The 13065-nt window shown below is 42.0% G+C and carries 8 protein-coding genes; 7 read left to right on the plus strand and 1 reads right to left on the minus strand.

What is annotated here, in order from left to right:
* Position 1 precedes the first annotated feature (1 nt).
* Positions 2-2821, plus strand: a complete 2820-nt coding sequence (infB, locus tag G529_RS0102985; protein ID WP_026914124.1) for a translation initiation factor IF-2 — start codon at positions 2-4, stop codon at positions 2819-2821.
* Positions 2822-3451: 630 nt separating this feature from the next.
* Here the strand turns inward: infB and G529_RS0102990 are convergent.
* Positions 3452-3841 carry an SPOR domain-containing protein gene (locus tag G529_RS0102990; protein WP_035695415.1) on the minus strand — a complete coding sequence of 130 codons (390 nt, stop codon included), beginning with the start codon at positions 3839-3841 and terminating at the stop codon, positions 3452-3454.
* Positions 3842-4066: 225 nt separating this feature from the next.
* Between G529_RS0102990 and G529_RS0102995 the strand changes: the two genes are divergently transcribed.
* Genes G529_RS0102995 through G529_RS0103020 form a run of 6 tightly spaced genes read left to right on the plus strand, consistent with a single transcriptional unit; the run spans position 4067 to position 13034 of the window.
* Positions 4067-5422 (plus strand): c-type cytochrome, encoded by a 1356-nt coding sequence (locus G529_RS0102995; RefSeq protein ID WP_026914126.1) that lies wholly within the window; start codon positions 4067-4069, stop codon positions 5420-5422.
* A gap of 48 nt (positions 5423-5470) precedes the next feature.
* Positions 5471-8530 carry a TAT-variant-translocated molybdopterin oxidoreductase gene (locus G529_RS0103000; protein ID WP_026914127.1) on the plus strand — a complete coding sequence of 1020 codons (3060 nt, stop codon included), beginning with the start codon at positions 5471-5473 and terminating at the stop codon, positions 8528-8530.
* 33 nt (positions 8531-8563) lie between these two features.
* Positions 8564-10378, plus strand: a complete 1815-nt coding sequence (gene nrfD, locus G529_RS15400) for an NrfD/PsrC family molybdoenzyme membrane anchor subunit (protein WP_084509728.1) — start codon at positions 8564-8566, stop codon at positions 10376-10378.
* A gap of 5 nt (positions 10379-10383) precedes the next feature.
* Positions 10384-10911: a DUF3341 domain-containing protein gene (locus G529_RS0103010; RefSeq protein WP_026914128.1), complete on the plus strand. Its 528-nt coding sequence runs from the start codon at positions 10384-10386 to the stop codon at positions 10909-10911.
* Positions 10912-10916: 5 nt separating this feature from the next.
* Positions 10917-11609 (plus strand): c-type cytochrome, encoded by a 693-nt coding sequence (locus G529_RS0103015; protein WP_026914129.1) that lies wholly within the window; start codon positions 10917-10919, stop codon positions 11607-11609.
* 18 nt (positions 11610-11627) lie between these two features.
* Complete coding sequence (locus tag G529_RS0103020) at positions 11628-13034, plus strand: hypothetical protein (protein WP_026914130.1); 1407 nt, start codon at positions 11628-11630, stop codon at positions 13032-13034.
* Positions 13035-13065 lie beyond the last annotated feature (31 nt).

A 13065-nucleotide genomic window follows, 5' to 3' on the forward strand; every position in this document is an offset into this window, starting at 1 on the left:
TATGGCAGAAGCGAAAACAACGCGATTAAATAAAGTTCTACGTGAGTTCAATATCTCGTTAGACAGGGCTGTGGAATATCTTACTTCCAAAGGCTACGAGATTGATGCACGTCCAACTACCAAGATCTCGGGAGAAATCTACGAGGTGCTTTCTGACGAGTTCCAGACCGATAAGAGTAAGAAGGTTGCTTCCAAAGAGGTAGGAGAAGAGAGAAAGAAGGAGAAGGAAGAACTTCGCAAGGAAATTGAGGAAAAGCGTAAAGCGGAAGAGGTGAAGAAAGAAGAAGTTTCTACTTCCAGAGCCAAGCTTGCTGGTCCTAAAACTGTTGGTAAGATCGACCTGGACAAGAAGCCTGGAGAACAAACTCCGGTGGAAGAAACCTCTAAAGAGACCAAGGAAAAAGAAACTCCGGCTGAACCTGTCAAAGAAACGGAGAAGACCACGCCAGAAAAAGAAGAACCAGCAAAATCTGCAGAGAAACCTAAAGAGGTTCCTGCGGAAAAACCTGCTGAGAAAAAAGAAGCTCCCGCTCCTAAACAAGAGGAAGCTCCAGTAGCGAAGAAACAGGAAACTAAGGCTGAAGTCAAAGCTGAGTCGAAAGCTCCAGCTGAAAAAGCTCCTGAAGCGACCGAAGAGAAGAAAGACGAAGGTTCAGACACGATCAAGACCAACTATACCAAGCTCGACGGACCTAATTTTACCGGTAAAAAAATTGACCTTTCGCAGTTCAAGAAGCCTGTAAAGAAGAAGGACGAGAAGAAAAACGAATCCAAAGACGATAAGGATAAGCGTAAGAAACGCCGTCGCCGCATTAGCAAAGATGTAAAAGGCGGTGGTAATAACCCACGTGGTGGAGCTGCTAAGAAAGGCGGAAGAGCAAGAAGCAAACCAATTACCAAAGAAGAGCCTACCGAAGAGGAAGTACAGAAACAGGTACGTGAAACGCTTGAAAAACTTCAGGGGAAATCATCTAAAGGTAAGGGTGCAAAATACAGAAGACAGAAGAGAGACGAACACAGGCAGCGTTCTGCAGACGATCTTGCACAGCAGGAGTCTGATGATAAGATCTTAAAAGTAACCGAATTTGTTACGGTAAGTGAAGTCGCTACCATGATGGATGTTCAGGTGACCAAGATCATTTCGGCATGTATGTCTCTTGGAATGATGGTAACCATGAATCAACGTCTGGATGCTGAAACATTAAGCATTGTAGCGGAAGAATTTGGTTACGAAGTAGAATTTACAACGGCAGATGTTGAGGAAACTGTTGAAGAAGTAGAAGAGAATCCGGAGGATCTGGTAACCAGAGCTCCTATCGTAACCGTTATGGGTCACGTTGACCACGGTAAGACATCTTTACTGGATTATGTTCGTAAAGAGAATGTTATTGCCGGTGAGAGTGGAGGGATCACTCAGCATATTGGTGCGTACGGAGTGGAACTTGAAGGCGGACAAAAAATTGCATTCCTGGATACTCCAGGTCACGAAGCCTTTACGGCGATGCGAGCCCGTGGTGCCCAGGTGACAGATATCGCGATTATTGTAATTGCGGCAGATGATGATGTGATGCCTCAAACAAAAGAGGCGATCTCCCATGCACAGGCAGCAGGAGTTCCAATTATCTTCGCAATCAACAAATCTGATCTTCCAACAGCGAATCCGGAAAAGATCAAAGAGAAACTTGCTCAAATGGATCTTCTGGTAGAAGACTGGGGTGGTAAGATACAGTCACACGATATTTCTGCAAAGACCGGAGCTGGAGTGAAAGAATTGCTTGAAAAAGTGCTTCTGGAAGCTGAGATTCTGGAGCTGAAGGCGAATCCTAAGAAACTTGCCAAAGGTACTGTAGTAGAGGCATTCCTTGATAAAGGACGTGGTTATGTTGCGACGATCCTTGTTCAGGCAGGAACGCTCAAAGTAGGAGATTATGTACTTGCCGGTAGAAATAGTGGTAAGGTAAAAGCAATGCACGACGAACGTGGTCATGAGGTTAAAGAAGCAGGTCCTTCTACCCCGGTATCTATTTTAGGACTGGACGGTGCTCCTCAGGCGGGTGATACTTTCAAAGTGATGGAAGATGAGCGTGAGGCTAAAGATATCGCAGCAAGAAGAACCCAGCTGCAACGTGAGCAGAATGTTCGAACTCAGCGTCATATTACGCTGGATGAAATTGGTAGACGTATCGCACTTGGAGACTTTAAAGAACTTAATATCATCCTGAAAGGGGATGTGGATGGTTCAGTTGAAGCACTTACAGATAGCTTCCAGAAGCTTTCCACGGAAGAGATTCAGGTAAATATCATACATAAAGGAGTTGGTGCCATTACTGAAAGTGATGTGCTCTTAGCTTCAGCATCAGATGCGGTGATCATAGGATTTAATGTAAGACCAGCAGGAAATGCAAGAATGGTTGCCGATAAGGAAGAAATCGATATCAGAACGTACTCGATCATCTACGATGCGATCAATGATCTGAAAGATGCGATGGAAGGAATGCTTTCTCCAGAGCTTAAAGAAGAGATCACCGGTACCGCGGAAATTAGAGAGACTTTCAAGATATCTAAAGTTGGTACCATTGCAGGTTGTATGGTTACAGCAGGAACTATTTATAGAAATGCCGGAATACGACTTATCAGAGATGGTGTGGTTGTTTATACAGGTGAATTAGCCTCATTGAAACGTTTCAAAGACGATGTGAAGGAAGTTAAGAAAGGTTACGATTGTGGACTTCAGATAAAGAACTACAATGACATCAAAGAAGGTGACGTGGTAGAAGCCTTTAGAGAAGTAGAGGTGAAGAAAACCTTGAAATCAAAATAGTCTGTCCATTCGATCAGATAAATTTAAAGCGGCTCAATGAGCCGCTTTTTTTATTTTAATTCCGGATATACTTGATTCAGGTCGATAGTGAGAGCCTCAAATTGAAAGCTTCTAAGATTGGTTTATAATTGCAGCAGTCAGAATCTGTGAAAAGAGCTTTTTTGTTGTCTTATTCTGAAAGTTCAGATTAAAGCATGTAAATGTAAAGACAGCCAAAGTTCGCAGTTATCAGGCTTGAATCTGAATCATTAGCACAAGTGCTGAAGTACTCCCGACTTGGTTCTGCAGCTCTTGCAGAATGGCATTTGGTCGCTGGTAAAATTCTGTGTCTTATAGTGGTTCAGAGATTTAAATTTCCTGCGGGCTATCTTAATGGATGAAAGCGGTTCTGAGCTTTAAATTATAAATATGAAGATTTCCCTATCAGATTCCGTAGTGTGCGATGCTGGTGGACTCGAAACCTTACAAGCTTATTGGTAAGTTGCTCTAAATATTATATAATATCTCAGAACACTGATGGTTTTAGGCTACACAGAATGGTAACTAAGAATCTTTGGTCTGTAGGTTTGAAGTTTGCGCATAAAAAAGCGACTCTTGGAGCCGCTTTGATTATTTGTTTGATCCGGGAATTTATTTTCGCTGTGGCTTCGGAATAAAAGCTGACGGAAAATCATCTTTCAGCGTTAAAAGCGCTCTGTCTGCTTCCAGTCTGTTTCTGAAATTACCTACCCAGACTTTATAATTTGGTGCTTCGTAGGCAATTTTGGAAGGATATTCATATAGGTTGCGGTATTTCTGAATCACCTCATTGGCCTGGCCATTATCACCATAAAATAACTGTATCACAAAGCGATCACCTATTTTGTTATTTTCACTTAATTCTTTCTTAATTTCCACGAGTTTATCGATCTTTTTGCTTTGTTGAATCTGTACAGTTGCCTGTTGGGCAAATGTGTCGATATGGAAAAGAAGGAAAAAGGCTGCAATTGCGTAGGTGTACTTAACAGTGGATTTTTTCATAGCTAATGATCTTTTGACAAATGTAAAATATAATAACTTAAACAGCTTGTAAAATATTATTTAGAACAATTATAAATTACCCATTAACACTTATGTAACATTCCTAGAATCGTCTATAAGTATTACTTTTGTGCCTGAATTTAAAGGTACCTTTTTAGGTATTTAGCCCTAAAATACTGAGTGTAAAAACCGTACCAAAGTTTAGACGTTAATCGAACTTAAAATATGAAAAAGGTGATTTTCCGCCATTCAATTTCGCGACAACTACTCTTAAGCGTAGCTTTCTTATTTACATTTTCTCTGTTCGCGCAAGCACAGGATCAGATGGCGCAGGATAGCACAGCTCAGGCTGAGACTGCCCAGACAGCTGATGCCGGTGCTGCGGCCGCTTCCTCACTAGGGGATGCTGCTGCTGGTAAAGAGTTGTTTAATTCATTGTGTGCAGCCTGTCACAAACCCTATTCTAATTCTATTGGTCCTGCTCTTAATGGTGCGACAGATAGGCATGAAATGGAGTGGTTGTATGACTGGATCCAGAATTCTGCTGCTTTGATCGCCAGTGGTGATGCAGAAGCCAATGCGGTTTACAATGAATGGAATCAAACGGCGATGCCTGCTTTCCCTCAGTTGACAGAAAGTGACATCGATAACATTCTTGCTTATGTTGAGCAGCCAAAACCAGAGCCAACTGCGGCTACAACTGGTGCTGCTCAGTCAGGTGGAGGTGAAGGCTCAGGAGGTGTTTCTGTAAATATCATTTTAGGGATTCTGGCTTTCGTACTGGTATTGCTACTCGTAGTGCTATTCCTTGTGAATAAAACTTTAAGAAATTTTGCTACTGCGTCCGGAATTACTATTCCTGAAAAGCCTAAAACAAAACCTTTATATCAGTCTTTCGTAGAAAATCAATTCCTTATGGTGGTAACATCTATTGTTGTGTTGCTTACTGTGGGTTACTTCGCTTACGGATTCCTGATGCAGGTTGGTGTTGATCAGGGTTATCAGCCAATTCAGCCAATTCATTATTCACACAGAATCCATGCAGGTGATAACCAGATCGAGTGTAAATACTGTCACTCTTCTGCACGCACCTCAAAGCATTCCGGTATTCCTTCTTTAAATGTGTGTATGAACTGTCACAAAGCTATTGCTGAAGTCTCTCCTGAAACGGCTACTGAAGAATATTCTAAAGAATTTTACGATAAAGAAATCGCTAAGCTGTATGAAGCGACCGGTTGGGATCCTGCTTCCAGGACGTATTCTGGAGAAGAGAAGCCAGTTAAATGGGTTCGAATTCATAACCTGCCAGATTTCGCTTACTTCAATCACTCACAGCACGTAAGTGTTGCTGGTATCGAATGTCAGAAATGTCATGGTCCTATCGAGGAAATGGAGGTTGTTTACCAGAATGCCCCTTTAACGATGGGATGGTGTATCAACTGTCACCGTGAAACAAATATCAGAATTGAGGGCAATGAGTACTATGAAAAGATTCACGAAGAGTTGTCTAAAAAATATGGTGTAGAAGAGCTTACAGCTGCTCAAATGGGTGGTCTCGAATGTGGTAAGTGTCACTATTAAAACCCTGAGATTCAGGTTTAATTTAAGAAGCTAATATCTAGATATAATATGTCATCAAACAAGAAATACTGGAAAAGTGTTGAAGAGCTGGAAGATAAAAGCTCTGTTGTTGAGACGCTCCAGCAAAAGGAATTCGCCGAGGAAATCCCGGTGGAAGACTTCCTTGGGGATAAAGAAAATCTTGCAGACTCTAAAACTTCAAGACGTGATTTCCTTAAGTATGTTGGTTTCAGTACAGCAGCGGCATCACTGGCTGCCTGTGAAGGCCCGGTGGTAAAGTCCATTCCTTACGTGGTTCAGCCAGACAGGATCGTTCCTGGTGTTGCTAACTATTATGCGACAACTATTGCTGATGGTTTTGACTTCGCAAGTGTGTTGGTTAAAACACGTGAAGGTCGTCCGGTAAAAATTGAAAATAATGATCTTTCGAAGTTTAAGGGTGGAGTAAATGCCCGTGTTCATGCTTCGGTACTTTCATTGTATGATACAAAAAGGGTTAAGCGCCCAATGATTGAAGGAAGAAACGTTTCCTGGGAAGAGTTCGACCGTCAGGTAGTTTCTGAGCTTGAAAACGTCAATGGTGAGATCGTACTGCTTACGCAAACATTTGCCAGTCCTTCAACTACAAAATTAATTCAGGAGTTTTCTTCGAAATTTGGGAATGTACGCCACGTGGTGTACGATACTGTTTCAGAAGATGCTGCACTGAATGCTTTCCAGTCTAAATATGGAAGACGAGCACTGCCTCACTACGATTTCTCCAAAGTAGAAACAGTTGTTGGTGTTGGTGCAGATTTCCTTGGTGACTGGCAGGGTGGTGGTTTTGATGCTGCTTTTGCGAAAACCAGAATTCCTGAAAACGGAAAGATGTCACGTCATATTCAGTTTGAATCGAATATGTCATTAACTGGGGCGAATGCAGATAAGCGTGTTCCGGTTAAACCATCTGAGCAGAAAGCTGTGCTGGCTGCTCTTAAGGGTTATATCGCGGGTGGTTCTACCAGTAGTCTTTCAGAAAAAGTAGATGACGCGGTGGTTAAAGCTGCCAGACAATTAAGAAAAGCAGGAAGTGCTGCAGTAGTTGTTTGTGGAATTCCAGATGAAGAGGCACAGGGTTGGGCGTTGGAGATTAACGAAGCTTTGGGTAGCCAGGTGATGGATACTTCAAATGCACGTGTAACTCGCCAGGGTAATGCCGGTGAAGTGGCGCAACTGGTTAAGGATATGAATAATGGAAGTATCGGCGCTCTTGTGATCGCTGGTCTGAACCCGGTTCATACACTTCCAAACTCAAAAGATTTTGTAGAAGGTCTAAAGAAAGTGAAAACTGTAGTAGATTTTGCTACGAGAACAGATGAGACTTCTAAATTAAGTAAATATGTTGCTGCAACTCCGCACTACCTTGAAAGCTGGGGAGATATTCAGTATAGCGAAAAGGCTTTCAGTCTTATGCAGCCAACAATAAGACCGTTATTTGATACCAGACAATTTCAGGATGCGTTATTGAAATGGACAGATAATGACCAGTCTTACTACGAATATATTCAGGAAACCTGGTCTGGCGGCCTTGGAGATCGTAACTGGAGCGAGGTGCTTCATGATGGTGTTTTTGAAGCCAGTTCACCAGTAGCACTCCCAGCTTCAACTGGAAGTAGTGGGTCTTCTCTTACGTATAGCATTGATGATCTTGATGGTGAAGGATTTGAATTGAGTCTTTATACCAATACTGCGATTGGAGATGGGCAGCAGGCAAACAACCCCTGGTTGCAGGAAATGCCAGATCCGTTAACCAGAGCAAGTTGGGATAATTACATTACCATGTCTAAGGCAGATGCCGAGGCAATGGGTGTAATGAATGAGCATGTTGCAAATGGCGGACTTAACGGTAGCTATGTAAACGTTAGCGTTGGCGATATGGTGGTTCAGAATGTTCCTGTATACATCATGCCAGGACAAGCTAAAGGATCTGTAGGTCTTGCACTTGGATATGGTAGAAAAGCTGGTGTTCAGGAAGAAATGCAAACAGGTGTGAATGCTTATCCTTTATATAAGGACTTCAGATCTGTTCAGAAAGTTAAGATAGAAAAAGCACCGGGTGTTCATGAGTTCGCCTGTGTTCAGCTTCATAATACATTGATGGGTCGTGGGGATATCATCAAGGAAACAACGCTTGAGATCTTCAATACCAAAGATGCTCACGTATGGAATGCTCTTCCAGAAGTTTCTTTGGATCACCAGGAAACAGCGGTTACTTCTCCAGAAGTTGATATCTGGGAGAGTTTCGACAGGTCTACAGGTCCTCACTTTAATTTAAGTATCGACCTCAATGCATGTACCGGATGTGGTGCTTGTGTGATTGCCTGTCATTCTGAAAACAACGTTCCTGTAGTAGGGAAGGATGAAGTAAGAAAGTCCAGAGATATGCACTGGTTGCGTATTGACCGTTATTTCTCTTCTGAAAATAGCTTTACTGAAGACCTTGAGAAGAAAGAGAGTATAGAAGGTCTGGGAAGTTCCCTTTCTGAGTTTGGTGAACTGGAAGTTGCTGCAGATAATCCTCAGGTTATCTTCCAGCCGGTAATGTGCCAGCATTGTAACCATGCTCCATGTGAAACAGTATGTCCTGTAGCGGCAACTTCTCATGGTAGACAGGGTCAGAATCAAATGATCTATAACAGATGTGTTGGTACTAGATACTGTGCAAACAACTGTCCTTATAAAGTACGTCGTTTCAACTGGTTCAACTACGCTCAGAATGATGAGTTTGATTATCATATGAACAACGACCTAGGTAGAATGGTTCTTAATCCTGATGTTACTGTACGTTCCAGAGGGGTCATGGAGAAATGTTCTATGTGTATTCAAAAAACTCAGAAAACCATTCTTGATGCGAAGAGAGAAGGTAGAACGATCGAAGATGGGGAATTCCAGACTGCTTGTTCTGCTGCATGTGATAAAGGTGCAATGGTCTTTGGGGATGTGAATAACAAAGACTCAAAAGTTCTTGAAAAGAAAAATGATGACAGGATGTATCATCTTCTTGAATATCTGGGTACAAAACCAAACGTGATGTACCAGACGAAAGTTAGAAATACAACCGAAGCTTAAAATAACGAATAACTAAGAATCAATTAGAAGGATATGTCTCATTACGAAGCACCTATACGAAAGCCTCTAGTTACCGGGAACAAAAGCTATCACGATGTGACGGTGGATGTTGCTGCTCCGGTGGAAGGACGGGCTAACAAATCCTGGTGGATAGTTTTCTCTATTGCCCTTGTTGCCTTTCTTTGGGGTGTAGGATGTATAGTTTACACAATTTCTACAGGTATTGGTACCTGGGGATTAAACAAAACCGTAGGTTGGGCCTGGGATATTACCAACTTCGTATGGTGGGTAGGTATTGGTCACGCCGGTACACTTATTTCTGCGGTACTCTTACTTTTCCGTCAAAAGTGGAGAATGGCTATTAACAGGTCTGCAGAGGCAATGACTATTTTCTCTGTAATGCAGGCAGGTCTTTTCCCGCTAATTCACATGGGTCGTCCATGGCTGGCATATTGGGTGCTTCCAATTCCAAACCAGTTTGGATCACTGTGGGTAAACTTTAACTCGCCCCTTCTCTGGGATGTATTTGCGATCTCTACTTATCTTTCTGTTTCACTGGTATTCTGGTGGACTGGATTGCTACCTGATTTCGCGATGATTCGTGACAGAGCAATTACGCCCTTTACAAAAAGAGTTTACGGAATTCTATCTTTTGGATGGAGTGGACGTGCCAAGGACTGGCAACGTTTTGAGGAAGTATCTCTTGTTCTTGCAGGTCTTGCAACACCACTTGTACTTTCTGTACACACGATTGTATCTTTTGACTTTGCAACTTCAGTAATACCGGGATGGCATACGACTATTTTCCCTCCTTACTTCGTTGCGGGTGCGATCTTCTCTGGATTTGCCATGGTAAATACTCTGCTTATCATCATGAGAAAGGTTTCCAATCTTGAAGATTATATTACTATTCAGCATATCGAATTAATGAACATCGTGATCATGATCACAGGTTCTATCGTTGGTACTGCTTATATTACTGAGCTGGTGATCGCATGGTACTCTGGTGTGGAGTACGAACAGTATGCATTCCTTAACAGGGCTACCGGACCTTACTGGTGGGCGTACTGGAGTATGATGACCTGTAACGTATTCTCTCCGCAGTTCATGTGGTTTAAGAAATTGCGTACCAGCATCATGTTCTCTTTCTTTATCTCGATCGTTGTAAACATTGGGATGTGGTTTGAACGTTTTGTAATTATTGTGACTTCGCTTCACCGTGATTACCTTCCATCTTCATGGACGATGTTCTCGCCTACTTTTGTAGATATTGGAATCTTTATAGGCACCATTGGATTCTTCTTTGTATTGTTCCTTTTATATGCCCGTTCGTTCCCAGTAATCGCTCAGGCAGAGGTGAAGACAATTCTGAAGGCTTCCGGAGAGAAGTATAAAAAACTAAGAGCTCAGCATGGTGATGATGTATTGCATTACGACCCTCAGGCAGTAGGAAGAAATCCTATGCAGAACGAAGAGGATGGGATTCACCATAAAATTGAAGATACAGAACATCAGAAAACAGTAGAAGCAGATCATCCTCATGAGGATACTGTGAATGCTGATGGTATGGTAATTTCAGAAGTGATGAAAGACCGTATTGATGAGATGTTAGGAAGAATTGGTACTTATGATCCTGCAACACAGTCTGCAGATGATCTAACCAGACTTAAGAATGTTGGACCATTATTACAACAGCATTTCCACCAGGTTGGTATCTACCTTTTCGACCAGGTTAGTAAATTGACAGAACAGGATTTTGTCCTGCTTGACGAAGTCATCGAGAACTTCCCTATCCAGGCGAACAGAGCTGGATGGACCGAGCAGGCAAACAAACTAAAAAATAAATAATCAGGATGGCATCTAAAGTTTTACACGCTATTTACCAAGATGACGACCTGCTTTTACAGGCTGTAAAGCAGATTCGTGAAGCACGCTATCATATTGGAGAGATCTATTGCCCATTTCCGGTTCACGGACTGGACAAAGCAATGGGACTTGCTCCAACAAGACTTGCCATCACAGCATTTCTTTATGGGCTGGTAGGCCTTTCAGTAGCAGTTGCTATGATGAATTTTATCATGATCGAAGACTGGCCACAGGATATCGGAGGTAAGCCAAGTTTTAGCTTTCTTCAGAATATGCCAGCATTCGTTCCAATCATGTTTGAGCTTACCGTATTTTTTGCAGCTCACCTTATGGTGATCACTTTCTATATGAGAAGTAGATTGTGGCCATTTAAAAAAGCTGAAAACCCTGATGTAAGAACTACAGATGACCTGTTTCTTATGGAAGTAGACGCTGCGAACCATAACATAGATGATCTTACCAGGTTTCTTTACGATACTGGTGCATCTGAAATTAGATTAATAGATAATAAATAGTGATAATGAGAAGTTTGTTCCATAAAACTATAGGATTTTGTCTGCTTGGCTTTGCAGTTGTTTCCTGCAATGACAAGGAGGATCCAAACTATCAGTACATGCCAGATATGTATGAGTCTGTAGGTTACGAAACTTACGGTGAATACGGGGTATTTGAGAATGCTCAGGAGGCTAAATTACCGGTAGAAGGATCTATTCCAAGAGGGTGGATGCCTTATGATTACGAAAATTCTGCAGCCGGACTTGCCAATGCCAAAGCAAACCTGAACAATCCAATTCCTTATACTCAGGATAACCTTGCCGAAGGTAAAAGTCTGTACACTATTTATTGTGCGGTTTGTCACGGCGATAAAGGAGATGGAAAAGGTATTCTTGTTGAAAGAGAGAAGATCCTTGGTGTACCATCTTATGATGATGCTGGTAGAGCAATTACTGAAGGTAGTGTCTATCACGTAATGTACTACGGGATTAATAACATGGGTTCATATGCTTCGCAGACTTCCATTGAAGAACGCTGGCAGATCGATCACTATGTGATGAGCTTAAAAGATAAGTTGGAAGGTAAACCTGAAAGAGAATTTGAAGAAGAGCAAACCAGCCTTCTTCCTTCCAGAGCAGATGCCAACATCTATGAGGATGCTGGTGATACCGCTGCTGAAGGTGATACTGAAAACAACCAAACCGAAACTCAAGAATAAAGATTTAGATCTATCAATATGTATACGCTATCCAGTAAAATAAAATTAGCAGCAATCATTTGTATGGTTGTGGGAGCAATAGGTCTCGTTTACGGGTTTATCGCTGCTCCTGACACAGTCGAGGACGTGGAGGCAATGATGGCTTCTGAACATCACGGCGAAGAGCATGCTACTGAGGAAACTCATGAAGTGAATGTAGAGCAGATTCCCGGAGGTAACACTGAAGTTGATAACATAGAACATACAGAAGACAATGAGGCACATGCGACAGCTGCAGATCATGCTGAAGCTGGCCATGGTGAAGAAGCATCTCATGATGCTGAGCATATGGAGCATATCCTACACCAGTTACAGAACAAGCCATGGGCTGCACTTTATGTAGCTGCTTTCTTTTTCTTTATGATCTCTCTTGGGGTACTTGCATTTTACGCGATCCAATATGCTGCTCAGGCAGGTTGGTCGCCGGTACTATTTAGAGTGATGGAAGCGATCACTGCTTATGTACTTCCCGGAGGTCTTATCGTTTTCGTAATACTTGTTCTTTCAGGTTTACATTTAAACCACCTGTTTGTATGGATGGATCCTGAAGTGGTTGCACATGATGAGATTATTCAGAATAAAACTGCATATTTAAACGTACCGTTCTTCCTGATTAGAGCGGCGATATATCTGGGTGGATGGGCTTTCTTCAGACATTTGATCGTGAAGAATTCCAGAAAGATGGATGACGCAACAGATCTTTCCATCTTTACAAAGACCTTTAAATTATCTGCAGGCTTCCTGGTATTCTTTATCGTGACCGAGTCTATGATGTCATGGGACTGGATCATGAGTTTGGATCCGCACTGGTTTAGTACATTATTTGGATGGTTCGTATTTGCAAGTATGTTCGTATCTGGGATTACTACCATTGCTATTATCTCGATCTACCTAAAGTCAAGAGGTTATCTGGAATTTGTTAATAACAGTCATATTCATGACTTGGCGAAATTCATGTTCGGGATCAGTATTTTCTGGACTTACCTTTGGTTCTCTCAGTTTATGCTAATCTGGTACTCAAACATTCCTGAAGAGGTAGTGTACTTTATCCAGAGAATGAATGATTACCCGTTACTTTTCTGGGGAATGATCATTACGAACTTCCTGTTCCCGGTATTGTTATTGATGAACAGCGACTACAAGCGAGTAAACTGGTTCGTAGTAATGACTGGAATCGTAATCCTTTGTGGTCATTATATCAATGTATACGTACTTGTAATGCCTGCAACGGTTGGAGAGTCCTGGTTTATTGGTGTTCCTGAAATAAGTGCAGTGCTATTGTTTGGAGGTCTATTCTCTTTCATAGTGTTCAATGCGCTGACGAAGGCTCCACTACTGGTAAAAGGTAACCCATACTTGAAGGAAAGTAAACATTACCACTATTAATAAAGATTGATTGTTTAAAGAAGAACTTATA

The organism is Christiangramia portivictoriae DSM 23547 (genome assembly GCF_000423045.1).
Taxonomy (GTDB): domain Bacteria; phylum Bacteroidota; class Bacteroidia; order Flavobacteriales; family Flavobacteriaceae; genus Christiangramia; species Christiangramia portivictoriae.

What these genes read in the sequence shown, in the direction of transcription:
- G529_RS0102995 (WP_026914126.1), top strand. Translation starts at nt 4,067, where the DNA reads ATGAAAAAGGTGATTTTCCGCCATTCAATTTCGCGACAACTACTCTTA.
- G529_RS0102990 (WP_035695415.1), bottom strand. Translation starts at nt 3,841, where the DNA reads ATGAAAAAATCCACTGTTAAGTACACCTACGCAATTGCAGCCTTTTTC.
- infB (WP_026914124.1), top strand. Translation starts at nt 2, where the DNA reads ATGGCAGAAGCGAAAACAACGCGATTAAATAAAGTTCTACGTGAGTTC.
- G529_RS0103010 (WP_026914128.1), top strand. Translation starts at nt 10,384, where the DNA reads ATGGCATCTAAAGTTTTACACGCTATTTACCAAGATGACGACCTGCTT.
- G529_RS0103000 (WP_026914127.1), top strand. Translation starts at nt 5,471, where the DNA reads ATGTCATCAAACAAGAAATACTGGAAAAGTGTTGAAGAGCTGGAAGAT.
- nrfD (WP_084509728.1), top strand. Translation starts at nt 8,564, where the DNA reads ATGTCTCATTACGAAGCACCTATACGAAAGCCTCTAGTTACCGGGAAC.
- G529_RS0103020 (WP_026914130.1), top strand. Translation starts at nt 11,628, where the DNA reads ATGTATACGCTATCCAGTAAAATAAAATTAGCAGCAATCATTTGTATG.
- G529_RS0103015 (WP_026914129.1), top strand. Translation starts at nt 10,917, where the DNA reads ATGAGAAGTTTGTTCCATAAAACTATAGGATTTTGTCTGCTTGGCTTT.